We start from the raw sequence: 25,756 nt of genomic DNA, 5'->3' as shown, positions 1-25,756 counted from the left end.
ATGGGTGAGGCAAACGCGCTAGTCATTGTCGCCGGCTATCAGGACCTCGAGGCGGCTCGTCACGACTTCGAAAACCTCACCGGTGGGGCCACCGCCAAGACCGTTCCGCTGCAGGATGCGGTGCTGGTCGGCAAGGACGCGCAGGGCGAGCGGGTGGTGCTCGACAGCGGGAATCGGCTCGCCCGCAAGGGCGCGGTGTGGGGCGCTGGCGCGGGTCTGGCGCTGGGCTTGTTTTCACCGGTGTCGTTGGCCACGGCCGCATTCGGTGCCGCGACCGGAGCGTTGGCCGGCAGTGTCGTCAACAAGCGCGTCAAAGGGGGGGTGGCTGACAAGATCGGCGAAGCGATGGCGGCGGGCAGTGCGGTGATCATCGCGGTGACACCGGCGTCGGGCCGACTGGCGGTGGAGCAGACCTTGGCCGGCTCACCGATGAAATCTGTTGCCGAAATGAGCCATTCGACGCTGCGCAGCTTCGGATCGGCGCTGCAGGAGGCGATGGGTAAGTTCAACCCGGACCGCACCAAGCTGCCGATACCGCAGCGCAGCTTCGGCGGCACGATCGGTCGCACAGCGGCGGACTCGGTGGGGGACTGGACGATTGTCCCCGGCGCCAACGCGCCCGACGGTGCACCCAATGTGCTGATCGTGCTGATCGACGACGCCGGGTTCGGCGGCCCGGATACCTTCGGTGGCGGCATCCGGACCCCGACGCTGTCTCGAGTGGCACAGAATGGGCTGGCGTACAACCGCTTCCACGTCACCGCCGTGTGCTCACCGACCCGTGCGGCGCTGCTGACCGGACGCAACCATCACCGCGTCGGCTTCGGATCGGTGTGCGAGTTCCCCGGGCCTTACCCGGGTTATTCGACGGTCAAGCCACGCAGTTGCGCCTCGTTGCCGCGCATCCTGCGCGACAACGGTTATGTCACAGGCGCTTTCGGTAAGTGGCATCTGACCCCGGACAACGTCCAGGGAGCCGCCGGGCCGTTCGACAACTGGCCGGTGGGCTGGGGCTTCGACCACTACTGGGGGTTCCCATCGGGCGCGGCGGGCCAGTACGACCCGATCATCAGCCAGGACAACTCCGTGCTTGGCATACCCGAAGGACAAGACGGCAAGCCCTATTTCTTCCCCGACGACCTCACCGACAAGGCCGTCGAGTGGCTGCACACCGTGCGTGCCCAGAACGCCACGAAGCCGTGGATGATGTACTACTCGACCGGCGCCACCCACGCGCCGCACCACGTGTTCAAGGAATGGGCCGACAAGTACCAGGGACAGTTCGACGAGGGTTGGGATGTCTACCGGCGCAATACTTTTGAACGGCAGAAGCGGCTGGGGATCATTCCGCCGGACGCCGAACTGACCGAGCGGCCCGACCTGTTCCCGGCGTGGGACAGCCTGTCGGACACCCAGAAGAAGCTCTTTGCGCGGCAGATGGAGGTGTTCGCGGGATTCTCCGAAAACGCCGACTGGAACGTCGGCCGTCTGCTTGACGCGATCGAGGAACTCGGCGAGTCGGACAACACGCTGGTCTTCTACATCTGGGGCGACAACGGCGCCAGCATGGAGGGCACCAACACCGGTTCGTTCAACGAGATGACGTTCCTGAACGGTCTGGATCTCGACGCCGACAAGCAGCTTGCGCTCATCGAACAGTACGGGGGGATCGAAGCGCTCGGCAACGAGTTCACCGCGCCGCATTTCGCGAGCGCGTGGGCACACGCGAACAACACCCCGTTCCAATGGGGCAAGCAGATGGCCAGCCACCTGGGCGGCACCCGCGATCCGATGGTGGTCGCCTGGCCGGCACGGATCCGGCCCGACGGTGTTAGGGCCCAGTTCACTCATTGCATTGACATCGCGCCAACGGTGTTGGCGGCCATCGGTTTACCGGAGCCGACCAGTGTCGACGGCTTCGAGCAGGAGCCCATGGACGGAACCAGTTTCGTGCACACCTTCGACCCGAGCATGGGGGCGGCCGCCGAAGAGCGCCACGCGGTGCAGTATTTCGAAAACTTCGGCAGCCGCGCCATGTACAAGGACGGCTGGTGGGCGTGTGCTCGCCTGGACAAGGCGCCGTGGGACTTGTCTCCGGAGACCATGCAGCGGTTCGCGCCCGGGAACTACGACCCCGACGACGATGTGTGGGAGCTGTACTACCTGCCCGACGACTTCTCGCAGGCCAAGAACCTGGCAGCCGAACATCCGGACAAGCTCGCCGAGCTCAAGGAACTGTGGTGGCAGGAAGCCGAACGAAACCGGGTGCTGCCGTTGCTCGGTGGGCTCGCGGTGATGTACGGGGATTTGCCGCCGCTTCCCACCACCACACGGTTCAGCTTCCAAGGAGACGTGCAAAACATCCAGCGGGGCATGGTCCCGCGCATCTTCGGCCGGTCGTATGCGATCGAGGCACGGCTGCATGTGCCCGACAGTGGTGCCGAAGGAGTCATCGTCGCCAACGCCGACTTCATGGGCGGTTTCGCCCTGTGGGTGGACGAGGGGCGTCTGCTGCATCACACCTATTCGTTCCTCGGTGTCGAGACCTATCGGCAGGTATCTAGCGAGCCGATCCCCACCGGCGATATCACCGTGCGGATGGTCTTCGAATCCGAGCAGCCCGTAGTCGGTTCGGGCGGCCGGGTGACGCTGTGGGCCGACGATCGGATGATCGGCGAGGGAGAGCTCCCGCAAACGGTGAGCCTGGCCTTTACGTCCTATGCCGGATTGGACGTCGGCCGCGACAACGGCCTGGTCGTCGACCGCGATTATGAGGACAAGGCGCCGTATGTGTTCACCGGAACGGTCAAGGAGGTCGTTTTCGACCTCAAGCCGCTGCCTCTTGACGCGGAGAAGGCGCTGCACGAGCATGCATCGGTGCAAGCGGTGGGGCAGGGTGCCGCGGGTTAGCCCGGCAGGTCTAGGTGTGGTGCCTTGGGCAATACGCGGCGATGCTGAGGCCGACGAAGAAACCGGCGCGATAGCCGTCCAGGTTGGTGCTACTCGTCATGTCCGTAGCGACGTCGGCCTTCTGCCTACCTTGATCGAGCTCATCGCAGACCTCGTGACCGGCAACGATCGCGGCTTTGGGTGACGCGAAGTTGATTCCCTTGGATTTCACGGCATTCAAGAATGCGTCATCGACCCCGTCGCCATGCGCGGTTGGGGTCGCTACCCCCGTGAGGCCAAGCAGCGCGACCACCAGGGCAAGGCCGGTCAATAGTGATCGCACGGATAGGACCTCCCTTCTCAGCTAACGGCAAGCCAAGCCGCTGGGATGAAACGGGAGGTGAACCCGCCGGAAACAATGGCTGAACCCGTCAAAGCCCTTGTTACTATGCCTCATGACTGCGAGGAAGAAATCGCCATTCGAGGAATTGAATTGAAACCCAATCGATTTGGCCCTGCGTTGAGCGTTTTGGCCACCGGTGCGGTTATGTTGTCGGCATGTGGCACTGACAACGCTACGGGGGGAAGTGCCACCACAGGTAGGTCGTCGGCGAACGCTGCCTGCGGCGGTAAGCGGACTCTGAAGGCCAGTGGTTCCACAGCGCAGGATAACGCAATGACCTTGTTTACCAAGGCTTTCGAACAGGCCTGCCCGGGGCAGTCATTGACATACAAGGCCAACGGTTCCGGCGCCGGAATTAGCGAATTTATCGACAACAAAACCGATTTCGGCGGTTCGGACTCGCCGCTGAGCAGGGACGAGCACGCCAGGGCGGAGCGGCGGTGCGGCTCGCCTGTGTGGAATCTGCCAATAGTGTTCGGCCCCATCGCGATCGCCTACAACATCAACGGTGTGACTTCGCTGAACCTCGACGGTCCGACTGCGGCCAGGATCTTCAACGGGGGCATTACGGCGTGGAACGATCCGGCGATCCATGAGCTGAACCCAGGCGTCACCTTGCCGTCTGCGCCAATTCGTGTCGTGTTCCGCAGCGACGAGTCCGGAACCACGGACAACTTCCAGAGATATCTCGATACCGCGTCGGGCGGCGCGTGGGGTAGGGGCGCCGGAAAGAAGTTCGGCGGCGGTGTCGGTGAGGGGGCCAGGGGCAACGGCGGCGCCGTCGCGGCCGTCAAAAGCACCGAAGGGTCCATAACCTACGTCGAGTGGTCATTCGCGCAGGCGCAACGCCTGAACATGGCCAGGGTAGTCACGTCGGCCGGGCCGGACCCGGTAGCGCTCAGCACGGAGTCGGTGGGGAAGACGATTTCGGCTGCCTGGTTTATCGGGGAGGGTAACGACCTCGCGCTCGATACGATCTCGTTCTATCGGCCGAACGAGCCCGGCTCCTACCCGATCGTGCTGGCGACGTACGAGATTGTGTGTTCGAAGTATCCCGATGCGCAGGTCGGCACGGCCGTAAGGGCATTCCTGCTAAGCACCATCGGCGCGGGCCAAAATGGTCTGGCGGACAACGGGTATGTCCCCGTTCCGGACCAGTTGAAGTCGCGGCTGTCGACCGCGGTCAACGCCATCTCGTAGCGACGCGCAATGTTCCAGGGCTTTTACCGCCGTAGTCAACGCAATGTTCCAAAGAATTTCCTTTCGTAGTCAAATAAATACGTTGTGGAGTTCACAACGTTGCCCCCCGAGCTGACATCGGCGCTGATCCACTCGGGACCCGGCGCGCAATCACTGATCGAGGCCTCCGGTGTGTGGCAGCGGCTCGGCACCGACTTGGAAGAAACCGTCGACGGCTATGTCGCCGTCTTGTCATCGCTGTCCGCGGACTGGCACGGTCCGTCCGCGTCTGCGATGCTTCAGGCCGCCGGGCCGTATCTCTCCTGGTTGCGCACTACCGCGCAGCAGTGCCGCGAGCTGGGCTCCTCGGCGCAGTCCGCTGCTGCGGCATACGGCTCCACACTCGCGGCGGTGGTTCATCCCGCACGGGTCAGCGCCAACCGGGTCCAATTGGCACACCTGCTGGCCACCAACGGATTCGGCAAAAACCTTGCGGCCATCGCCGAAACCGAGGCGCAGTACGAGAGCATGTGGGTGAACAATTCGGCGGCGATGTATCGCTATGAGGCGGCCACGACGCAAGCGCTTGCGCTTCCTGAGTTCTCGTCGCCGCCTTCGATTGTCGATCCGGCGGGGCCGGCGGCTCAAGCCAGTGCGGCGTCTGCCGCGGCCTCACCGGTGGATTCGGTATTGGAAGCGCTTGGCGTCACCTTTGACCCCAACAGCGGTTGGTTTGGACTGTTCAACACCTACGTGAACCAGTTCGTCTCGTCGGGATTCCCGATCAACCTCCTCAGTTACTTGGCGCAGAACACCTCGGCCCAGGCGCTGCAGTCCGTGGCGCCCGACATCGCCGCGGGCCTATCGGAAGGGGAAGAGGCTCTGGGCGCGTCGGCGGCTAGTTTGTCCGACGCCGCCAGTGCCCTTGGCGCGGCCGGAGCGCCTGCCGCAGCGGTAGGCGCCGGCGTTTCGCTGGGCAACCTCACTGCGCCGCCCGCCGCGGTGGGGCTGTTGACCACTGCGCAGACGCCGGTGCAACTTGCGTCGGCGGTGTCGCCGCTTCCTGCGGGGGAGTCCGGGTTCCCTATGCTCCCGCCGCTAATGCCGCCGCCTATCGGGGCCGGCAGTGGGTGGCGCAAGCGCAAGCCGCAGAAGTACGAAGATCTCGCGATGGGCCTGGAGCTCACGGGGACGTTTATGCCCAAACCGCCATCGGCGGGATGAGCCCGACGCGGCAGCGGTAACTTGACCGTCATGCCATGGGCGCGATTGCTGTCGGTTGCCGTTGTCGTGGCTTGCTTGGTCGGGTGCGGCGGGCGGCAAGTGGCGGCGGCGGCCCGCGCTCGGGATCAGCCTGGAACATTTCAATTCGGTGGCCTGAACCGGACCTATACGGTGCACGTGCCGCCGGGCCTGCCCGCCGGGCTGGTGCTAAACCTGCACGGTGGCGGTGGCACCGGCACCGGGCAGCAGGCACTGACAAACTTCAACGCCGTCGCCGACACCACCAACCTGGTCGTGTTGTATCCCGACGGCTACGACAAGAGCTGGGCCGACGGCAGAGGGGCGTCACCGGCGGACCGCCGTCATCTCGACGACGTTGGGTTCCTGGTAGCCCTGGTTGGCAAGATACGGAACGAATTTGGCGTTCCCGCCGGGCATGTCTTCGCGACCGGCATGTCCAACGGCGGCTTCATGTCCCACCGCCTGGCTTGCGACCGCGCCGATGTGTTCGCCGCTATTGCGCCCGTGTCCGGCACGCTGGGCGTGGGTGTGGCCTGCAATCCATCACGGCCGGTGTCGGTTCTGGACGCGCACGGTACCGCCGATCCGATCGTACCGTTCATCGGCGGGAAAGTCCGTGGAAGGGGCGGGGTCAGCCAGGCCGTCTCGGTCGCCAGCGTCGTCGATCGATGGCGGGCGATCGATGGCTGCCAGGGCGACCCGTCGGCAGCGGACCTACCAAGCGTGGGCGACGGAACCCTGGTCCGCCGGTTTGACTCCACGGTGTGTACGGCCGGCACCGAGGTTGCCCTCTACCAGATCGACAACGGCGGACACACCTGGCCGGGCAGCAAGCAGTATCTGCCGAAGGCGATCATCGGGTCCACCACCGGCGCGTTGGCTGGCTCCCAAGTCATTGCGCAGTTCTTTCTGGCGCACGGCCGGGAGTAGCCGGGGTTCCCAAGCTCAGCCCTGGCAGGTAGGGCACCAATAGGCAACCCGCTCGCCGGTGCCGTCGGGGTTTCGGTATTCGATCCGCGTACCGCAGCGCCGGCAGCGTTGCCCGGCGCGCCCGTAGACCCACAGCTGCCGACCTGCCCGGGTGTCGCCGGTGGTGCAGCGGTTCCAGCGGAAGCGGTTGGCCCACAACATATCTCGGGCTCGCGAAACCATACGCCGCGGATCGGCTATCGCGCTGACCGGTGCGGTCGGTAGCTGGCCGCTGACGAAACAGAGTTCGTTGCAATAGACGTTGCCGATCCCGGCCATCACACGCTGGTCCAGCAACGCGTCGGCGATCGGGCGATCCGGATCGGCCATCAGGTTGGCGGCGGCCAGCTTCGGATCCCAATCCTCGCCCAGCAGATCGGGCCCCAGGTGCGCGACGACGTCGCCGTCATGGTCCCGTTCGAGGATCTCCAACACACCTAGGTCGACACCGACGGCGCGGATGGTGCCGGCTTCCAAGATGATTCGCGCGCGGTGATCCACCCGCACCGGCCGGTCGCCGACGCGCCAACTGCCGTCCATCTTCAGATGGGAATGAATGCACGCCGCACCGATCCTGATGAACAGATGCTTACCCCGACTGAGCGCCTCGTCGACGACTCCCCCGGTGAGGTCAACGGTGGCAAACCGTGGTACGCGGATGTCGCAGCGCGTCAGCGTTCGGCCGGCCAAGTACTGCCGCAGGATAGCCGCGGTGTGCCAGACGGTGTCACCTTCGGGCATGGCCTACCGCAGCCGTAACCCACGTGGTGTGCGCACGAAGCCGGCGTCTATCAGCGCCTCCGTCGCGGGTGTCGGTCCGCCCGGTTGCAGGACCGGCACCCCGTCGACGCGCTCGACCAGGATCGACGCGAGGCGCCGGGCCGCGACCAACTCGGCCAGTCCGATGGCCGCCGCGTGATTGGCCCCGGCGTCGTCGGTGAACGTCAGCAGTGAGCGCCCGCCGCGTTCGGAGAACCAAGCCAGCTCGCCGTCTACCAGCACCACGAGCGCCCCCGCCTTGCGGCCCGGCCGGGCAGCCCCCCTGGAATCTTCGCCTTCGGAATTGGGCCAGGGTAGGGCGGCGCCGTAGGGGTTTGCTGGGTCGGCGGCGGCCAGCACCACGGCCCGGTACTCCGGCCGTTCGGGGTCGACGTTGTCGAGGTAGCCGCGCAGCCGGTCGACGGTCGACGCGACGGCGAACTGCGCGCCGCCCAACGACTCGACGAAGTAACCTCGCTGGCACCTGCCGGCGTCCTCGAATGCACTCAACACCTTGTAGAGCGTGGCGAACCCGCCCGGCACACCCTCGGCGGCAACGGCGCCCTTAGTTAGCACGCCGTGTCGGTTGAGCAGCAGCTCGGCTTGGTAATGGGCCCGCAGCGTGGAGTCCGGTTCGGGCGGCGGGAGCGCCGACCACCGACCGGCAACCGTCGGGTCAGCGGTGCGTGCCGTGGCGTGCGTGACGCTGTAACGGCTCAGCCGCGGTGGGCGGTGTGTCCGGTGCGCCGGCAGGGAGGGTCGGGAACGCTTGCGACCGCCTGAGCCGCCGCTGAGCATCGCTCGTACCGGCGCGAAGGTGTCGCCCGTGATCCAGCCGGCCCAAATCAATTCCCACAGACCGGCTTTCAGCTCTGCCTCGTCCGGCCAGGTCTGGGAGAGCTGCCGGAAGAAGTACGCGCCGCCGCCGGCTAGCGCGTCCAAGATCGCCCGATGGGCATCGGTGAGGTCGATCTCGACCGGTGCGATAAGCGTCATGGGCGCCGAGTCGGCCGGGTGCAGCGCTATCCAGCCGTCACTACCCGAGATTGACCCGGCGCCCGACCAGGTGACCTCGCCGGCGGCAAGCAGCTCGTCGAGCATGGCGGGGGTGTAGTCGCGGATCCGGGGCGCCAGTACCAGCGGTTCCAGCGCCGATGCGGGCAGCCGCACCCCGGCAAGCTGATCGATCACGGAAACCAGTCCGTCAACACCCGAGAGCGCCGGAGAACCAGAGGTGCCCACCTGGTGCCAGGCCGGCAGAAATCGGCCGGAAGCGGCGGTGCTCACCGGCTCGACCTGTGCCCGCAGCGCGGCCAGCGACCGGCGCCGCAGAATGCGCAATACCTCGGCGTCGCACCACTGCTCGCCGCCGACCGTCTCCACCGCGGCGACGAAGTCGCCACGTACCAGGCGACCGTCACTTGCCAACCGGCCCAGCACATCCGCGGTGACCCTCAGGCCAAGCCCGAACCGGCCGGCGGCCTCGGCCGTGGTGAACGGTGTGGGGGTGCGTGCATAACGCCCGATGAGTTCGCCGGGCGGGTCGGTGACTGCTTCGGTGAAGCTGGCCGGCACGCCACCCGGAACCGCCGCGCCGACGCCGTCACGCAGCCGGCCGATATCCTCGACGGCCACCCACCAGGTGTGGCCGGCGAACGACACCGTCAGCGCGCGCCTAGCGGCGCGCAAGCCTTCCAGCCAGCCCCCAAAGTCGGTGCCGTCCGGAGCGGTTGCTCGGGCGGTGACTTCTTCCTCGGTGAGCGGACCCAGCAGCCGCAGCAGATCCGCAACCCCTTCGGCATCGCGGGCGAGCCGGTCGGTCGACAAATGCTGCAACTGGCGGCCGGTCGCGGCGATGACCTCGGGATCGAGCAGCTCGCGTAGCTCGACGCGGCCCAGGAGCTCGGCCAGCAGGGTGCTGTCCAACGAGAGCGCCGCGGCGCGACGCTCCGCCAACGGGGCATCGCCCTCGTACATGAAAGCGCCGACATATCCAAACAACAGTGACGCGGCGAACGGGGACGGTCGCGCGGTTTCTGCCTCGAGCACGCGCACCTTGCGCTGGGCGATCTCGCTCATCAGCCGCACCAAGGTCGGGACGTCGTAGACGTCCTGCAGGCACTCGCGGACGGTCTCCAGCACGATGGGAAAGTCGGGATATTTGTGCGCCACTTCCAGCAACTGGGCGGCTCGCTGTCGCTGGTGCCACAACGGCGAGCGGCGGCCCGGATGCCGGCGCGGCAGCAGCAGCGCGCGGGCCGCCGCTTCCCGGAATCGCGAAGCGAACAGCGCGGAACCGCCCACTTCGGCGGTCACGATCGCGTCGATCTCCTCGGCGTCAAAGACGAACAACTCGGCGCCGGGCGGGGCGTCCGCCCCAGGAGACAAGCCGATGTCGGGCAACCGCACCACGATTCCGTCGTCGGAGGCGGTCGGCTTCTCGTCGAGGCCATAGCGTTCATGCAGCCGCCGGCTGACCGCAAGGGCAAGCGGTCCGTGCACCCGCAGCCCGTACGGCGAGTGGAGGATCACCCTCCAGTCGCCCAGCTCGTCGCGGAACCGCTCGACCAGCAGCGTGGTGTCGGTGGGTACGACCCCGGCCGCGGTGCGCTGATCGTCCAGCAGGGTCCACAGGTTGTCGGTGGCGTAATCGTCGAAACCTAAAGCCGTACAACGTTTTCCGAACGTATCGCGGTCCAGGGTGGCCAGTTCGCCGGTGAACGCGCCGAGTGCCCGGCCGAGTTCGGCGGGGCGCCCGACGTCGTCACCGCGCCAAAACGGCAACCGGGCCGGCTGGCCCGGCGCGGGAATCACCAGCACCCGGTCGTGGGTGATCTCGGTGATGCGCCAGCTGGTCGCGCCCAGCGAGATCACGTCACCAGGACGCGATTCGTAAACCATCTCTTCATCGAGTTCGCCTACCCGCGAAGGCTTTTCGCTAGCGAGGTAGACGGTGAACAGCCCGCGGTCCGGGATCGCGCCACCGGAGGTGACGGCCAGCCGCTGCGCACCGGGCCGGGCGGTCAGCGTGCCCGTATCGCGGTCGTAGACCAGCCGCGGCCGCAGCTCGGCGAACTCGGTGGACGGGTACTTGCCGGACAGCAGGTCCAGGGTGGCCTCGAATACGCTGCGCGGCAGCGTCGCAAACGGGGCGCTATGGCGCACGGTGTCGAACCACCGGTCGGCATCCAGCGGCTCCAGCGCGGCAGCGGCCACCGTGTGTTGCGCGAGGATGTCGAGCGGGTTGGCCGGCACCCGCATGGTCTCGATCTGACCGGAAAGCATGCGCTGCACGCTGACCGCGCAGCCCAGCAGATCGGTGCGGTGTTTGGGGAACAGCACACCCCGAGAAATCTCGCCGACCTGATGGCCGGCCCGCCCGATGCGCTGCAGGCCGCTGGCCACCGAGGGCGGCGCCTCCACCTGGATGACCAGATCGACCGCGCCCATGTCGATACCGAGCTCCAGGCTCGACGTCGCGACCACCGCTTTGAGGTGTCCGCGTTTGAGGTCCTCCTCGACGATGGCGCGCTGCTCCTTGCTGACCGAGCCGTGGTGGGCGCGCGCCAGCACGGTTGGCGCGCCGAAGGTCTGGCCGCTGGCCATGATGTAGGCCGGGGCGCCACCGGCAACGTGTGGGTTGGTTTCGGATGAAAGCGCGACACCGCTGCGCTCGGCGTGAATTTCGTTGAGCCGGGCGGTAAGTCGCTCGGCCAGTCGTCGCGAGTTGGCGAACACGATGGTCGAATTGTGCGATTCGATCAGGTCGACGAGCCGCCCCTCGACATCGGGCCAGATGCTGTTGTTGGCCAGATTGGCCATATCGGGCACCGGCACCTGCACCGACAGTTCGACGGTCTTCGCCGAGGGCGGCGCCACAATTGCTGTTGGAAGCTGTCCTGACAAAAATCGCGCGAGCTCCTCGGGCGGCCGCACGGTCGCCGACAGCCCGATGCGCTGGGCCCTCCGGCCGCCGGACAGGTCGTCGAGCCGCTCCAGCGACAGCGCCAGATGTGCGCCGCGCTTGGTGGCGGCGATGGCGTGAATCTCGTCGACAATGACGGTTTGCACACGGGCCAGCGTCTCCCGGGCGGCCGAAGTCAACATAAGAAACAGTGACTCCGGGGTGGTGATCAACACGTCGGGCGGCTGGGCGATGAGCTGGCGGCGCAGCGCGGGCGGGGTGTCACCGGATCGGACCCCCACGCTGATGGTCGGCGCGGGCAGACCGCGGCGTTCGGCGAGCCGGGTCAGCCCGGCCAGCGGGGTGCGCAGGTTGCGCTCGACGTCGACCGCCAGCGCCTTGAGCGGCGACACATAGAGCACGCGGGTTCCCGGCGGTCGATCCGCGTCGCGGGCCAGAGCGTCGATGGCCCACAGGAACGCGGCCAGGGTTTTCCCCGAACCGGTTGGGGCGATGACTAGGGTGTTGTCGCCGTCGGCGATGGCGGCCCAGGCCCTGGCCTGCGCCGGGGTGGGCTCGGCGAAGGTGCTGGTGAACCAATCGCGGGTGACCGCGCTAAACCTGGCTAGCGGGTCAGGGGGTACGGTGCTCACCTAAATCATCGTGCCAACGGGCACCGACAAAAAACTATTGCGGGCGTGTTCGCGCGGTCGCCATCGCCTCGGCCAGTTCTGCCGGAATCTCGGGCACCCGGGCTATCGAGTCCAGGAGCGTGTGCGCGCACGCGTCGGCGAGCCGGTCGGCATCGGTCGTGGGGTCCATGATCCGCTGACGACATATCTCGAAGGTGAACGCGATCCAGCCGTGAATGATCACCCGCAGGTCGCGCTCGACTTCGGGTGCCAGAGGATTGCTGCCGGGAATCCCGCTGACGACCTCGCCGATGCGGGTCATGATGTGTTCCATCTGCCGGTTCTTGGCTTCGTCATCGATGCCGAGTAGCACCGGGTCCGACCGACCGAGGCCGACGTATGCGGCCCACGCGGCCTCCGGATTCTGCTGGTGATACGCCATGTAGGCCAGCACGCCCATCCGAATCTCTTCGAACATCGTCATGCCCGGCGGAGGCTCGGTGTTGGTGGCTGCATACAGTCGGTCGGCCTCGTCCTTGACCACGGCGGCAAAGAACGCCCGCTTGTCCGGGAAGTAGTGGTACATCAGCGCGCGCGACACCCCGGCCCGCTCCGCAATCTCGTCGATGCGGACCTCGTCGTAGGGCCGCTTGCCGAAAACCTCTGCCCCCAGGGCGAGCAATTCAGCGCGTCGATCCTCAGGGGATAACCGCCTCCTGGCTGTCGCCATAAGCAGTGATACTACTCACGCAAAATATGGGCTCGGATCGGCCGGATGGTGGTGACCCGCTGCGCCCCGCTTCGCGGCGCCTGCGATCACCACGAGGCCGATGCTCACCCGAATGCTCACCCGAATTTCACGCCCTGGGCCAGCGGCAGCTCGTTGGAGTAATTGATCGTGTTGGTGGCGCGGCGCATGTAGGCCTTCCACGCGTCCGAACCGGATTCGCGGCCGCCGCCTGTTTGCTTCTCGCCGCCGAACGCGCCACCGATCTCCGCGCCCGACGTGCCGATATTGACGTTAGCGATACCGCAGTCGGATCGGTCGAGGAAGTGTTGTGCCTCGCGCAGGTCTGTGGTGAAGATGGCCGATGAAAGCCCCTGCGGCACAGCATTGTTGAGCGCAATAGCCTCGTCGAGATCGTCGTAGGTCAGCACGTAGAGGATCGGTGCGAACGTCTCGGTCGCCACAATGTCGGTTTGTGACGGCATCCGGGCCACCGCCGGCGCGACGTAGTAGGCGCTTGGGTAGGTGGCTGCGTGGCCGTCCTGGTGGCGTTCGCCGCCGAAGACCTCGCCGCCATCGGCGCGAGCCTGTTCCAGGGCTCCCACCATGTCGCGGTAGGCGGTTTCGTGAATGAGCGGCCCTACCAGCGTGGCCGGCGCTGACGGGTCGCCGATGGGTAGTTGCCGGAAGGTGGAGGCCACCCGCTCCACGACCAAGTTGGCCACCGAGCGGTGCACGATCAGCCGGCGCAGGCTGGTGCAGCGCTGACCGGCGGTGCCGGCGGCGGCGAACACGATGGCGCGCACCGCCAGCTCCAGATCCGCCGACGGCGTCACGATGGCTGCATTGTTGCCGCTCAACTCCAGCAGCACCCGCCCGAAGCGCTGGGCCACTCGGGGGCCGACCTGCGAACCCATGCGCACCGAACCGGTCGCCGACAACAACGCGATCCGCGGGTCGTCGACGAGCTGTTCGCCCAGGTCGCGCTCGCCCAGGAGCAGACCGCTCACCGTGGGCGGCGCACCGACATCGGCGGCGGCGCGGGCCAACAGCGCCTGGCAGGCCAGGCCGGTCAGCGGTGTCAGCTCCGAAGGTTTCCACACCACCGCGTCGCCGCACACTAGCGCGATCGCGGCGTTCCATGCCCAGACCGCCACCGGGAAGTTGAACGCGGTGATCACGCCGGTGACACCGAGCGGATGCCAGGTCTCCAGGAGCTGATGGCCTGGCCGCTCCGACGCGATGGTGCGTCCGTAGAGCTGGCGCGACAGGCCGACGGCGAACTGGCAGACGTCGATCATTTCCTGAACTTCGCCCAGCGCCTCGGAGGTTATCTTGCCGACCTCGACCGTCACCAGAGTCGCGAGGTCGTCCTTGTGTGCGGTGAGCAGCTCGCCGAGTCGGGCCACCAGAGCGCCGCGGATCGGGGCCGGCGTGCTGCGCCATTGCGAAAAAGCCTGGGCGGCAGCGGCGATCGTGTGGTCGGCCTGCGCAGACGTGGTGTGCGCGACGGTGCACAGAACTTCCCCGGTGATCGGCGTGCTCGCAGGCAGTCCCTCGGAGCCCGGCTGGCCCAGGTCAGCGGCCACGCCGATCGCTTCGAAGGCGTTGAGCACTCGGGCACGCAATTCGCCCGTCATCTGCGCCACTCCTCTCCCCCGCAAGCGGGAGGTGCCCCCACATCGCTCTTTTGCTCTGCATCGTTGTCGGCGCGGGTCAAGCGGCTGCCTCCTCGTTCAGGGCGTATGGGTCGTAAATATGGGCGGTCGATTGTGTCGGCCAGCCATTGCATGTCGGACAGCGGCTGCGAAGCGGGCACGCAGCGGCCAGTTAGTGAGCCTCATGTGCCGCCTTTTGAAGTGCCCTGATTGCGATAATCTCCGGCCATGGGTGAGACGCTCGACGATATCGACCGGATCCTGTTGCGCGAACTGGTCGCCGACGGGCGTGCCACGCTGTCGGAATTGGCTGCCAGTGCTGGGCTGTCCGTCTCGGCGGTCCAGTCGCGGGTGCGTAGGCTCGAGTCCCGCGGCGTGGTGGCGGGGTATTCGGCGCGGATCAATCCGGAAACGGTCGGGCACTTGCTGTCGGCGTTCGTGGCCATCACTCCTCTTGATCCGTCTCAACCCGATGATGCTCCTGCCCGCCTGGAACACATCCACGAGATTGAGTCATGCCATTCGGTGGCCGGCGAAGAGAGCTACATCCTGCTGGTGCGCGTCGCGTCTGCGCGGGCGCTCGAAGATCTGTTGCAGCGGATCCGGACAACCGCGAACGTGCGAACACGCAGCACCATCATCTTGAACACTTTTTACAGTGATCGGCAGTATATACCATAATTTTTCCTGTCAGCACGTCAGGATTCCGTAAAAATGCGGCTATCATGGCGACATGACCGCCGTCCTGAAGCCCGTTACGCTCACCGATCGGTGCACCCAACCCGATCAGGTCCATGCGGTGCTGGCGCGCAGCATGCTGGTCGACGGTTTTGATTTCGTGCTCGATCTGAGCCGCTCGGCCGGCTCCTATCTGGTCGACGCCCGAACCGGCCGGCGCTACCTCGACATGTTCACCTTCTTCGCCTCGTCAGCGCTGGGTATGAACCATCCGGCGCTTGCCGACGACGACGAGTTTCGTGCCGAACTCACTGAGGCGGCGCTGAACAAGCCCAGCAACTCCGACGTGTACTCGGTGGCGATGGCCCGCTTCGTGGAAGCCTTCGCTCGCGTCCTGGGCGACCCGGCGCTGCCGCACCTGTTCTTCGTCGACGGCGGCGCACTGGCCGTGGAAAACGCGCTCAAGGTTGCGTTCGACTGGAAGAGTCGCCACAACGAGGAGCACGGTATTGACCCCGAGCTGGGTACTCGGGTACTGCATCTGCGCGGGGCATTTCACGGCCGCAGCGGCTACACCCTGTCGCTGACCAACACCAATCCGGTCAGCGTGGCCCGCTTCCCGAAATTTGACTGGCCGCGCATTGACGCGCCGTACTTGCGGCCCGGTGTCAACATGGACGCGCTGGAAGCCGAGTCGCTTCGGCAGGCCCGTGCGGCATTCGAGATGTACCCGCACGACGTTGCTTGCTTCATCGCCGAGCCGGTTCAGGGGGAAGGCGGTGACCGGCACTTCCGACCGCAGTTCTTCGAGGCGATGCGCGAGCTATGCGACGAATACGATGCTCTGCTGATCCTCGACGAGGTGCAAACGGGCTGCGGTTCGACCGGAACTCCTTGGGCCTACCAGCAATTGGGGATCGAACCTGACGCCGTGGCTTTCGGCAAGAAGACGCAGGTGTGCGGGGTGATGGCGGGTCGCCGGGTCGACGAGGTCGTCGACAACGTGTTCGCGGTCGCCTCGCGTCTCAACTCGACGTGGGGCGGCAATCTCGCCGACATGGTGCGCGCGCGCCGCACCTTGGAGGTGATCGAAGCCGAGGGACTGTTCGAGCGGGCGGCCGAACAAGGTGCCTATTTGCGCGCCCGGCTCGACGAACTCGCCGACGAGTTCCCGGGCATGGTTCTTGACCCACGCGGGCGCGGGCTGATGTGTGCGTTCAGCTTGCCCACGACCGCCGACCGTGATGAGTTGATCCGTCAGGTCTGGCAACGGGGGGTTATCGTGCTGCCCACCGGAGAGGACGGTGTGCGATTCCGTCCCGCGCTGACCGTTTCGCGTGCTGAGATCGACGCGGCAATGGCGGGGGCGCGGGGTGCGCTGCTGGCTGTGAGCTGATAGACCGCAGGTGTTTGCCTGGGGTGGACGCCGGGTATTGCACCCAAATGGGCGCCAGATTGGTGAATAAACGCAGGGTAAATGCTAGATAGAGGTGCTCCGATGCAGAAGACGGATGAGCGATTACGCAGTGATGATCGTCTGGGGCAGGAAGACAGCGAGGTCCGCGCCGCCATCCGGTTTGCCGTCCTTGCCATGATCGCCGGTGTCGGCTTCGTGATCCTGGCGGCGTTGTGGGTCAGTACTTGTCCCGGGGTGAACATCGACACGGTGGCTTGTGGTCGACCCGAGCGGACCATGCTGGCGTTGGGCGGGCCCCTGATCCTGTTGATTGCTGGGCTCTGGGCGTTTTTGCGGACCTACCGGGTGTGGCGCAATCGAGGTACTTGGTGGGGATGGCACGGCGCCGGCTGGTTCTTGTTGACGCTGATGATGCTCACGATGGCCATGGGCGTTGGCCCGATCGCCAGCCCGATGCTGTGACGTCCCGGCGGCCCCGGTGGGCCTCGCTGGCAAATACTTGCCTCTGATCTCTCCCCAACGAGTTCCACGAGTTCTACCGTTGGTTGTGATGCCTCGTGTAGGCAGAAATCGCGGAATAGGACCGTAAAAGGAGGAAGCCATGGGGGACACATATCGTGACCCCGTCGACCACTTGCGGACGACGCGGCCACTCGCCGGCGAATCGCTGATCGACGTGCTGCACTGGCCTGGGTACCTCTTGATCGTCGCCGGCGTGATCGGCGGCGTCGGATCACTTGCGGCCTTCGGCAGCGGACATCACACCGAAGGCATGACGGCTGGCGTGGTGGCGATCGCCCTCGCCGTCGTTGGCCTGGTGTGGCTGGCGGTCGAGCACTGGCGGGGACGCAGACTCGCCAACCGGTGGTACGCCGAGCATCCCGATGTCCGGAGGCAGCGCCTGGCCAGCTAGCGCGAATATTGGGGTTTTGCCTTCGGCGGGAAGGGGGTATCAGGTCTAGACCATGATGAGTACCGGCGGTCTTATTGCCTCAGCGGTGTCACCCCATCATGGGGGACAAAATCACGAAAGCACCGACATAGATCCCAACTGCTATCAAGATCAACACGATCAACGTGATTCCGGCGATCACCGCGATGCGCTTAAGTCGGCGCGTCCGGACGGTGTCGGTCACGTCTGCCCCGTTCATAGCTGGTTGAATACCCGGTGGCGACCATGACCAACCGGCTCGAAGGCAAGGTCCAAGGAGGGCCCCAGGGGGGTAGTAGTGTCGGTCGAATACTGCCGGGAGGCCAAATGACCGATGGGGATCGGCGCACCAGCGGGCGCCAGCGAGGGCACCGCGCCGTCGAGCTCACCGTTGCTGCACGCCTGGAGAACCTGGCGATGTTGCGTACTCTGGTCGGCGCCATCGGCACCTTTGAGGATCTGGATTTCGACGCCGTGGCGGACCTGAGGCTGGCGGTAGACGAGGTGTGCACCCGGTTGATCCGCTCCGCGACGCCGGAGGCCATGCTCAGCCTGGTGGTCGATCCGCGGGACGACGAACTCGTGGTGGAGGCCTCTGCGGCCTGTGACACCCATGACGTGGTTGCTCCGGGAAGCTTCAGCTGGCATGTCCTGACATCGCTGGCCGACGACGTTCAGACGTTTCACGACGGTCGCGAACCCGATGCCAGCGGCAGCGTCTTCGGCATCACCCTGACAGCCCGGCGGGCGGCCTCTAGCAGGTGACTTCCACGTGACAGCTAGTGCTGCCGGCGGATCTACTTCGCGACCTAACGAATACGCCGATGTTCCGGACATGTTCCGCGAGATGGCGACCTTCCCTGCCGATTCGCCGGAAGTCCAGCGCCACCGGGACAAGATCGTCCAGCGGTGCCTGCCGCTAGCCGACCACATCGCGCGGCGGTTCGAGGGCCGCGGCGAGCCACGTGACGACCTGATTCAGGTCGCGCGGGTCGGGTTGGTCAACGCCGTAGTCCGCTACGACGTCGAGGCCGGCTCGGATTTTGTCTCGTTTGCGGTCCCTACCATCATGGGTGAGGTCCGTCGGCACTTCCGCGACAACAGTTGGTCGGTCAAGGTTCCCCGGCGTCTCAAGGAACTGCACCTGCGGCTCGGCGCCGCCACCGCCGATCTGTCGCAACGGCTGGGCCGCGCGCCCACGGCAACCGAACTCGCCATGGAACTCGGTATGGATCGGGGTGAGGTTGTTGAGGGCCTGGTTGCGGGGAGCTCCTACAACACCTTGTCCATCGACAGTGGGGGCGGCAGCGACGACGACGATGCCCGCGCCATCGCCGATACGCTGGGCGACGTCGACGCCGGTCTGGAGCGGATCGAAAATCGGGAGGCGCTTCGTCCGCTGCTCGAGGCGTTGCCCGAGCGGGAACGAACAGTGTTGATACTCAGGTTTTTTGAGGCCATGACACAAACGCAGATTGCCGAGCGGGTTGGCATCTCACAGATGCATGTCTCCAGGCTGCTAGCTAAGTCGCTAGCTCGATTGCGTGACCAGTTGGAGTAGCCGCGGTTCCCGGTCATTGGCAGCATCTTTCGACTCGACCGTCGGCTCCATAACAGGCACTGCGCCGTCGGGGTCGCAGATCCCCAGTAATCGGGACACCGCGCGGCTCGGCATCAACGCCCAGTGCACGCCAGCGGCTGAACACATGACGTTGATTCGGTGTAGCGCCGAAAAGCCGGCAGTGCCAATGAATTCCAGGCCGCGTAGGTCCAATGTCAGCCATCTGCAATGCATGACACAGCGCTGCGCATAATCGGCGAGCTGATCGGCATTGGCGGCGTCGAGTTCACCGCATGCAGTTACCACGCCGACCGTCGGCCCGCAGTTAGCGATGAAATCGGCGGTGCGCGTCTTTTGCCAGGATTGGGTCGCAGACATTGTTGACTCTGTCAGTCGACAAACACTCATTGTTTGGGCGGCTGTGAACTCAACCTCTTTCGAAGCTACCCGCGCTGCGCCGGGCCGACAAACGAAGCGACCCCGGCTATTTGATCTCGGCGAGCACCGTTCCCTGAGTGATGGCCGCGCCGGCCTCGACCGCCAGTCCGGTGATCGTGCCGTCCTTGTGCGCGGTGACCGGGTTCTCCATCTTCATCGCCTCAAGAACCACAACCAAGTCGCCGGCGACGACCTCTTGCCCCTCCTCGACCGCGACCTTGACCACGGTGCCCTGCATGGGCGCGGTAACCGCGTCGCCGGAAGCTGCCGCGCCGGTGTGTGCACCACGCTTGCGGGGCTTGGGCTTGCGCCGAATAACACCTGCCGACTCGGCGCCGGTGTCGTTCGACAGCGCCAGATCGGCGGGCAGTGACACCTCGACTCGGCGGCCGTCGATTTCGACGACCACCTTCTGCCGCGGCCGGGCGTCCTCTTCGTCGATTGATTCGCCGCCGGTGAATGGTTCGATGGTGTTGTTCCACTCGGTCTCGATCCAGCGGGTGTGGACCGAGAAGTTATTGTCGTCGCCGATGAAGGCCGGGTCGGACACCACCGCACGGTGGAACGGGATGACAGTGGCCAGGCCTTCGACGTGGAACTCGTCGAGCGCGCGTCGCGCCCGGGCCAGCGCCTCGGCGCGGTCGGCGCCGTGCACGATCAGCTTGGCCAGCATCGAGTCGAACTGGCCACCGATCACCGAGCCGGTCTCGACACCGGAGTCCACCCGAACACCCGGGCCGCTGGGCGGGTGGAACTTGGTCACGGGTCCCGGGGCGGGCAGGAAGTTGCGCCCGGCATCCTCGCCGTTGATCCGAAACTCGATGGCATGGCCGCGGGGCGTGGGGTCCTCGGTCAGGTCCAGCTTCTCGCCGTTGGCGATCTTGAACTGCTGCAGGACCAGGTCGATGCCCGCGGTTTCCTCGGTGACCGGGTGTTCCACCTGCAGGCGGGTGTTGACCTCCAGGAAGGAGATCAGGCCGTCCTGGCCGACCAGGTATTCAACGGTTCCGGCGCCGTGGTAGTGCGCCTCTTTGCAGATCCGCTTCGCGGACTCGTGGATTTCCTTGCGCTGCGCATCCGTCAGGAACGGTGCCGGCGCCTCTTCGACCAGCTTCTGGAACCGACGCTGCAGCGAGCAGTCTCGGGTGCCGGCGACGACGACGTTGCCGTGCTGGTCGGCAATCACCTGCGCCTCGACGTGGCGGGGCTTGTCCAGGTAGCGCTCGACGAAGCACTCGCCGCGGCCGAACGCGGCCGTCGCTTCGCGTACCGCTGACTCAAACAGTTCGGGAATCTCTTCGATGGTGCGGGCTACCTTCATGCCCTTGCCGCCGCCGCCGAACGCGGCCTTGATCGCGATCGGCACGCCGTACTCGTTGGCGAACGCCACCACCTCGTCGGCGTTCTTGACCGGGTCGGGCGTGCCGGGCACCAGCGGAGCCTGCGCGCGGGCGGCGATGTGGCGAGCGGTCACCTTGTCACCGAGGTCGCGAATCGACTGCGGGCTGGGGCCGATCCAGATCAAGCCGGCGTCGATGACGGCCTGGGCGAAGTCGGCGTTCTCCGCTAGGAAGCCATAGCCGGGGTGGATGGCGTTGGCGCCGGACTTCGCCGCCGCGTCGAGGATCTTTCCGAAGTCCAGGTAAGACTCGGCCGAGGTTTGACCGCCCAGCGCAAAGGCCTCGTCGGCGAGGCTGACGTGCGGGGCCTCGGCGTCGGGTTCGGCATACACCGCCACACTGGGCAGGCCGGCGTCGCGGGCGGCCCGGATCACTCGGACTGCGATCTCGCCGCGGTTGGCGACGAGAACTTTGGAGATCCTCGAGCTGGCGTGACTACCCACTGCGCCTCCTGTAGGGCTCGACGTTGCTGCGTCTTTAAGAGAATTTCTTACAAGACTTGTCGGGGGAAGTTTAGGCGCAGCGCTGTCGGCTCGGTCACGCGGTTCCCAAATTTCAGTGATCTTGGTGGTTCTCGCGAACGCGTCGCTTGATCCGTGCCAGCATCGCCGACATTCCGCGCAACCGCAGCGGGCTGATCAGCGCTGCCAGACCAAGATCGGTGTAGAAATCCTCTGGCACCGCCAGGATGTCGGCGGCGGGTTGTTCGTCCAGGCCGGCGGCCAGAATCGAGGCGAACCCGCGGGTGGTTGGCGCTTCGGCCGGCGCACTGAAGTACAGCCGCACTCGGTTCGGGTCGTGGGCGTCGACGTGCAGGAACAGCGGCGACTGGCACTCGGGCACCGGTTCCATCGCCGCCTCGACGAGGTCGGTGGGAAGGGCCGGCAGGTCGTCAGCAAATTCCAGCAGTAGCCTCAGCTTGTCCTGGCCCTGGACTTCAGCGAAATCGGACAGCACCTCGGCCAGTGGCGCGGGCAGACTCATAAGGCTGGTACTGCTCCCGGTTCTGCGCCAGCGACGATAGGCACCCGCACGGTGTTTCCCCACTCGGTCCACGAGCCGTCGTAATTGCGCACATCCGGCTTCCCCAGCAGGTGTGTCAGCACGAACCAGGTATGGCTGGACCGCTCGCCGATACGGCAATAGACGATGGTGTTGTCGTCCGGCATTAAGAAGTCATAGAGCCGTTCCAGCTCCTCGCGACTGCGGAACCGGCCGTTTTCGTCGGCCGCCTTCCCCCACGGGATCGACCGCGCGGTGGGGATGTGGCCCGCACGCAACGCGCCTTCCTCTGGATAGTCGGGCATATGGGTGCGCTTGCCGGTGTACTCGTCGGGGGAACGCACGTCGATCAGCGGTTCGGTGCCCAAGATGCCCAGCACGTCGTCTTTGAACGCGCGGATCGGGGCGTCGTTGCGCTGCACTACGGGATAGCCGGTCGATGTCTTGGTCGGTACATCCAGCGTGGTGTCTCGACGTTCGGCGAGCCAGAGATCGCGCCCACCGTTGAGCAGCCGCACATCAGGGTGGCCGAACAACGTGAAGACCCAGAGCGCGTAGGCCGCCCACCAATTGCTCTTGTCGCCGTAGATCACCACGGTGTCCTCGCGGGCGATGCCCTTGCTGTCCATCAAAGCGGCGAACTGCTCACCATTGATGTAGTCACGCACCCTCGGGTCGTTGAGGTCGGTATGCCAGTCGACCTTGACCGCGCCAGGAATATGGCCGACGTCGTAGAGCAAGACGTCCTCGTCGGATTCGACGATTACCAGCCCGGGTGCGCCCAGGTTGGCCGATAGCCAGTCGGCTGTTACCAGCCTTTCGGGATGGGCGTAGGCCGACAGGGTGGGGCTTGGATCTGGAGGTAATGGCACGTCATCGAGCCTACGCCGCTAGGCGGTCAGTGCTTGCGCACCACTTTCTCCGGCCCGCCCGGATTCCACACTGTGATGTCTAGGTGGTCGTCGTGGACTTCGACCGTCGACGCTCCGGTGATGTCGGTGCCAAAGAGCGCGAATTCCTGTTCGCGCAGATCGAATCCGGTCTCCTCGAACAGCTTGTTTGCAAAGCGTTGACGCAACGCGTTGTCCGACACGATGTGGGCGAGTCCCCACAGCTTCGCGTCGCCATCGCTCACCTCCGGGTCGGCAGTAGCGGTGTGCAGGCAGAACCGCGGGTCACGCTCCAGATCGGCGAACTTGGTGGTGGCCGGCATCCCCGGCAGCCACAGCTGCTCCTCGAAAATCAATGGCTCCATCGGGCTGATCCGGGGGAACCCGTCGCGGCGAAGGGTGGCCAGCAGGCACAGGTTGCCGGTGGCGCGATGACGACGCTTGAAGACGGTGGCGATGTTCGGTGCTTGGGCCGTGAACTCTTTCCAGGCGGTCATGGCATGACATTACGAGCTTGCGTTACTCGGCGGCGTTGCTGCCCACAACGCGGCGAGCGACAGTCCCACCCGGTGCAGGAGGGAGCGCAGCAGCGGCAGGCTCAGGCCGATCACATTCGACGGGTCGCCCTCGATACCGTCGATGAACCAGCCACCCAGGCCGTCCAGGGTGAACCCTCCGGCCATCCGCAACGGTTCCCCGGTGGCCAAGTATGCCTCCAGATCTCCTGCCGAAGGTGATCCGAAATGGACTGTGGTAATCGAGGTTTCAACCTCACGCTTGACGGTTCTGTTGTCCAGCAACCGGATAACGCAATGCCCGGTGTAGAGCTGCCCGGCGCGGCCGGCCATCGACCGCCATTGGTGGCGTGCGTCGTCGACCGACCGCGGCTTGCCACATAGGCGACCGTCGATGTAGAGCAACGAATCACAGCCAACGACTACGCAATCCGCGGCGACAATGCTCTGCGGACCGCTTAACGTTCCCGTCACCTGCACGGCCTTGGCCAGGGCCAGCGCCGACACCACCTCGGTGGGTGCAGCATCGGGCCCCACCCCGGCGGTGACCATATCTTCGTCGACGCCGGAGACGATCACCAGCGGGTCGATGCCCGCCTGGCGAAGTACTTTGAGCCGACCGGGGGAGGCTGACCCGAGCACCAGCCGGGTCATCGGCGCATATGCGTCAATTCCTGCAGGGTGATGCGCTGCCAGCTGAAGACGGGGTAGCGCAACTTGTCCACCGGCAACCCCCACCGCGCGGGCTCGGGCGCGGGGGGCGGGGGCGGGCCGCTGATGCTGCCCAACACCGCGATCAGCGCGGCCAACTCCTGATCGGTCGGGTGTCCCTTGAGGACCTCGATGTGCGGCTCGTGCGGCTGCTCGGTCATAAGGGAATGTTCCCGTGCTTCTTGGGCGGTGTCTGGGCGATCTTGCGTTCGAGCAAGCGCAGCGCAGTACCGATGTAGCCGCGGGTGTACGACGGCGGGATCACCGCGTCGACGTATCCGCGTTCGGCGGCGACGTACGGATTGACCAGCGTGTCCTCGTACTCCTGCTGCAGCTGCAGCCGGAGCGCGTCAACGTCCTCGCCGTTCTTGGCGGCCTCGGCCAGTTGTTGGCGGTAGACGAAACCGACGGCGCCGGAGGCGCCCATGACAGCGATCTGCGCGGTCGGCCAGGCCAGGTTGACGTCACAGCCCATGTCTTTGGAACCCATAACGCAGTACGCGCCGCCGTAGGCCTTGCGAGTGATGACGGTGATCTTGGGGACGGTGGCCTCGCCGTAGGCGTAGAGCAGCTTGGCGCCACGCCGGATGATGCCGTTGTACTCCTGCCCGGTGCCCGGCAAAAAGCCTGGAACGTCCACCAGCATCACGATCGGGATGCTGAAGCAGTCGCAGGTCCGCACAAACCGCGCCGCCTTCTCCGAGGCGTCGATGTCCAGGCAGCCGGCGAAGTGCGTCGGCTGGTTGGCGACGATGCCCACCGGGCGGCCCTCGATGCGGCCGAATCCCACCACGACGTTCTGGGCGTAACCCGCTTGTATTTCCAGGAATTCGTCCTCGTCGAGGATGCGGGTGATCACCTCGTGCATGTCGTAGGGCTGATTCGGCGAGTCCGGGATCAGTGTGTCGAGCTCGAGGTCTTCCTCGGTCAGGTTCTCCTCGATGGGCCCGGTAGGCGCTGTGGCCTGGTATCGCGGTGGGTCGGTGGCGTTGTTGGGCGGCAGGTAGCTCAGCAGCTCGCGAACGTAATCAAAAGCGTCCTGCTCACCGGACGCGACGTAGTGGGCCGTCCCCGACTTGGCCATGTGGGTGTGGGCACCGCCGAGCTCCTCCATGGTGACGTCCTCGCCGGTGACGGTCTTGATGACGTCGGGTCCGGTGATGAACATCTGGCTGGTCTGATCGACCATGATCACGAAGTCGGTCAACGCGGGTGAATAGACGTGACCACCGGCGGCGGCGCCCATGATCAACGAGATCTGCGGGATGACACCCGAGGCCAGGATGTTGTTGCGGAAGATCCGGCTGTAGAGGCCCAGCGAGACGACGCCCTCCTGGATGCGTGCGCCCGCGCCGTCGTTGATGCCGATGAGCGGTCGGCCGGTCTTGATCGCAAGTTCTTGAACCTTGACGATCTTCTCGCCATACACCTCACCCAGGCTGCCGCCGAACACTGTGGCGTCCTGGCTGAAGATGCACACGTCGCGGCCGTCGATGGTGCCGTAGCCGGTGACCACGCCATCGCCCAGCGGACGGTTGTTTTCCAGCCCGAAGTTGGTGCTGCGGTGCTTGGCCAGCGCGTCGAGTTCAACGAACGAGTCCTCGTCGAGCAGCGCATAGATGCGCTCGCGCGCCGTTAGCTTGCCCTTGGCGTGGACCTTGTCGACGGCGGCCTCACCGACCGGATGCAGCGACTCTTCCCTGCGCTTGTGCAGTTCCGCCAGCTTGCCCGCGGTGGTGTGGATATCGATGATGTGCTCGGTGGACCGCTCTGCGGTATGAGCCGACCGGTCGGTAACGCTTGTCATGGGAGTCGATGTTATCGGCCAGCTCCGGGCCCGCCCTCTTT

At 65.7% G+C, this 25,756-nt stretch carries 23 protein-coding genes and 1 pseudogene; 10 read left to right on the top strand and 14 right to left on the bottom strand.

All coding sequences use genetic code 11. From position 1 onward, the window contains the following. Window positions 1-2,910: an arylsulfatase gene (locus tag MSIMFI_RS09745; protein WP_191497052.1), complete on the top strand. Its 2,910-nt coding sequence runs from the start codon at window positions 1-3 to the stop codon at window positions 2,908-2,910. A 10-nt stretch (window positions 2,911-2,920) separates the two neighbouring features. Here MSIMFI_RS09745 and MSIMFI_RS09740 read toward each other — a convergent pair whose 3' ends face one another. Beyond that, window positions 2,921-3,232 carry a DUF732 domain-containing protein gene (locus tag MSIMFI_RS09740; RefSeq protein ID WP_191497051.1) on the bottom strand — a complete coding sequence of 104 codons (312 nt, stop codon included), beginning with the start codon at window positions 3,230-3,232 and terminating at the stop codon, window positions 2,921-2,923. Window positions 3,233-3,382: 150 nt separating this feature from the next. On the opposite strand from MSIMFI_RS09740, the gene pstS reads away from it, so the two are divergent. The 3 genes from pstS (at window position 3,383) to MSIMFI_RS09725 (ending at window position 6,646) form a co-directional block, all read left to right on the top strand. Further along, the gene (gene pstS / locus MSIMFI_RS09735) at window positions 3,383-4,492 is read left to right on the top strand and encodes a phosphate ABC transporter substrate-binding protein PstS (protein WP_191497050.1); all 1,110 of its coding nucleotides are present in this window, start codon (window positions 3,383-3,385) and stop codon (window positions 4,490-4,492) included. 84 nt (window positions 4,493-4,576) lie between these two features. Then, window positions 4,577-5,695, top strand: coding sequence for a PPE family protein (locus tag MSIMFI_RS09730; RefSeq protein WP_191497049.1), 1,119 nt, complete (start codon window positions 4,577-4,579; stop codon window positions 5,693-5,695). A gap of 30 nt (window positions 5,696-5,725) precedes the next feature. After that, complete coding sequence (locus MSIMFI_RS09725) at window positions 5,726-6,646, top strand: alpha/beta hydrolase family esterase (RefSeq protein WP_191497048.1); 921 nt, start codon at window positions 5,726-5,728, stop codon at window positions 6,644-6,646. Between the two features lie 15 nt (window positions 6,647-6,661). Here the strand turns inward: MSIMFI_RS09725 and nei2 are convergent, their stop codons facing one another. The 4 genes from nei2 to amaB all read right to left on the bottom strand — a co-directional run bounded on the left by nei2 (window position 6,662) and on the right by amaB (window position 14,347). Further along, window positions 6,662-7,426: an endonuclease VIII Nei2 gene (gene nei2 / locus MSIMFI_RS09720; RefSeq protein WP_191497047.1), complete on the bottom strand. Its 765-nt coding sequence runs from the start codon at window positions 7,424-7,426 to the stop codon at window positions 6,662-6,664. 3 nt (window positions 7,427-7,429) lie between these two features. After that, window positions 7,430-12,001: an ATP-dependent helicase gene (locus MSIMFI_RS09715; RefSeq protein WP_191497046.1), complete on the bottom strand. Its 4,572-nt coding sequence runs from the start codon at window positions 11,999-12,001 to the stop codon at window positions 7,430-7,432. 34 nt (window positions 12,002-12,035) lie between these two features. Then, complete coding sequence (locus MSIMFI_RS09710; RefSeq protein ID WP_186241919.1) at window positions 12,036-12,710, bottom strand: TetR/AcrR family transcriptional regulator; 675 nt, start codon at window positions 12,708-12,710, stop codon at window positions 12,036-12,038. A gap of 116 nt (window positions 12,711-12,826) precedes the next feature. Continuing rightward, entirely contained in the window at window positions 12,827-14,347 is a 1,521-nt protein-coding gene (amaB, locus tag MSIMFI_RS09705) for an L-piperidine-6-carboxylate dehydrogenase (RefSeq protein WP_396819752.1), read from the bottom strand. A gap of 246 nt (window positions 14,348-14,593) precedes the next feature. Here amaB and MSIMFI_RS09700 point away from each other — a divergent pair, with 246 nt between their 5' ends. From MSIMFI_RS09700 to usfY, 4 genes are all read left to right on the top strand, one after another. Then, window positions 14,594-15,046, top strand: a complete 453-nt coding sequence (locus MSIMFI_RS09700) for an Lrp/AsnC family transcriptional regulator (protein ID WP_191497045.1) — start codon at window positions 14,594-14,596, stop codon at window positions 15,044-15,046. A 52-nt stretch (window positions 15,047-15,098) separates the two neighbouring features. Further along, window positions 15,099-16,439: an L-lysine 6-transaminase gene (lat, locus tag MSIMFI_RS09695; RefSeq protein ID WP_191497044.1), complete on the top strand. Its 1,341-nt coding sequence runs from the start codon at window positions 15,099-15,101 to the stop codon at window positions 16,437-16,439. A gap of 102 nt (window positions 16,440-16,541) precedes the next feature. Next, window positions 16,542-16,922 carry a hypothetical protein gene (locus MSIMFI_RS09690; RefSeq protein WP_191497043.1) on the top strand — a complete coding sequence of 127 codons (381 nt, stop codon included), beginning with the start codon at window positions 16,542-16,544 and terminating at the stop codon, window positions 16,920-16,922. A gap of 139 nt (window positions 16,923-17,061) precedes the next feature. Beyond that, window positions 17,062-17,373, top strand: a complete 312-nt coding sequence (usfY, locus tag MSIMFI_RS09685) for a protein UsfY (protein ID WP_191497042.1) — start codon at window positions 17,062-17,064, stop codon at window positions 17,371-17,373. Between the two features lie 88 nt (window positions 17,374-17,461). Here the strand turns inward: usfY and MSIMFI_RS09680 are convergent, their stop codons facing one another. Further along, entirely contained in the window at window positions 17,462-17,611 is a 150-nt protein-coding gene (locus tag MSIMFI_RS09680; RefSeq protein WP_186241924.1) for a hypothetical protein, read from the bottom strand. Between the two features lie 107 nt (window positions 17,612-17,718). Here MSIMFI_RS09680 and MSIMFI_RS09675 point away from each other — a divergent pair, with 107 nt between their 5' ends. Both MSIMFI_RS09675 and MSIMFI_RS09670 read left to right on the top strand, forming a co-directional pair. Then, window positions 17,719-18,156, top strand: coding sequence for an anti-sigma factor (locus MSIMFI_RS09675; RefSeq protein ID WP_186241925.1), 438 nt, complete (start codon window positions 17,719-17,721; stop codon window positions 18,154-18,156). 7 nt (window positions 18,157-18,163) lie between these two features. Then, on the top strand, window positions 18,164-18,952 hold the full coding sequence (locus MSIMFI_RS09670) for an RNA polymerase sigma factor SigF (RefSeq protein WP_191497041.1): 789 nt from the start codon (window positions 18,164-18,166) through the stop codon (window positions 18,950-18,952). Here the strand turns inward: MSIMFI_RS09670 and MSIMFI_RS09665 are convergent. The 8 genes and pseudogenes from MSIMFI_RS09665 to MSIMFI_RS09630 form a co-directional block, all read right to left on the bottom strand. Continuing rightward, a complete protein-coding gene (locus MSIMFI_RS09665; protein ID WP_191497040.1) occupies window positions 18,923-19,330 on the bottom strand; it encodes an STAS domain-containing protein in 408 nt (135 codons plus the stop codon). The two genes, MSIMFI_RS09670 and MSIMFI_RS09665, sit on opposite strands and share 30 nt — an antisense overlap. 106 nt (window positions 19,331-19,436) lie before the next feature. Continuing rightward, window positions 19,437-21,233, bottom strand: coding sequence for an acetyl/propionyl/methylcrotonyl-CoA carboxylase subunit alpha (locus MSIMFI_RS09660; protein ID WP_191497039.1), 1,797 nt, complete (start codon window positions 21,231-21,233; stop codon window positions 19,437-19,439). A gap of 112 nt (window positions 21,234-21,345) precedes the next feature. Next, a complete protein-coding gene (locus MSIMFI_RS09655; RefSeq protein ID WP_191497038.1) occupies window positions 21,346-21,774 on the bottom strand; it encodes a SufE family protein in 429 nt (142 codons plus the stop codon). Further along, the gene (locus MSIMFI_RS09650) at window positions 21,771-22,664 is read right to left on the bottom strand and encodes a sulfurtransferase (protein ID WP_186241930.1); all 894 of its coding nucleotides are present in this window, start codon (window positions 22,662-22,664) and stop codon (window positions 21,771-21,773) included. The genes MSIMFI_RS09655 and MSIMFI_RS09650 overlap by 4 nt, the downstream gene beginning before the upstream one ends. A 26-nt stretch (window positions 22,665-22,690) precedes the next feature. Continuing rightward, a complete protein-coding gene (locus MSIMFI_RS09645; RefSeq protein ID WP_191497037.1) occupies window positions 22,691-23,179 on the bottom strand; it encodes a pyridoxamine 5'-phosphate oxidase family protein in 489 nt (162 codons plus the stop codon). Window positions 23,180-23,188: 9 nt separating this feature from the next. Further along, a complete protein-coding gene (locus tag MSIMFI_RS09640; RefSeq protein ID WP_191497036.1) occupies window positions 23,189-23,851 on the bottom strand; it encodes a Maf family protein in 663 nt (220 codons plus the stop codon). Then, a pseudogene (locus MSIMFI_RS09635) lies at window positions 23,848-24,057 on the bottom strand (acyl-CoA carboxylase subunit epsilon); the annotation flags it as partial. The gene MSIMFI_RS09640 and the pseudogene MSIMFI_RS09635, both read right to left, overlap by 4 nt. A gap of 8 nt (window positions 24,058-24,065) precedes the next feature. Continuing rightward, window positions 24,066-25,715, bottom strand: a complete 1,650-nt coding sequence (locus tag MSIMFI_RS09630; protein ID WP_191497035.1) for an acyl-CoA carboxylase subunit beta — start codon at window positions 25,713-25,715, stop codon at window positions 24,066-24,068. Between the last annotated feature and the right edge of the window lie 41 nt (window positions 25,716-25,756).

Origin of the sequence: Mycobacterium simulans, from assembly GCF_900232995.1 — a bacterium.
Classification (GTDB): domain Bacteria; phylum Actinomycetota; class Actinomycetes; order Mycobacteriales; family Mycobacteriaceae; genus Mycobacterium; species Mycobacterium simulans.
This window is presented reverse-complemented; position numbering and strand designations above follow the sequence as displayed.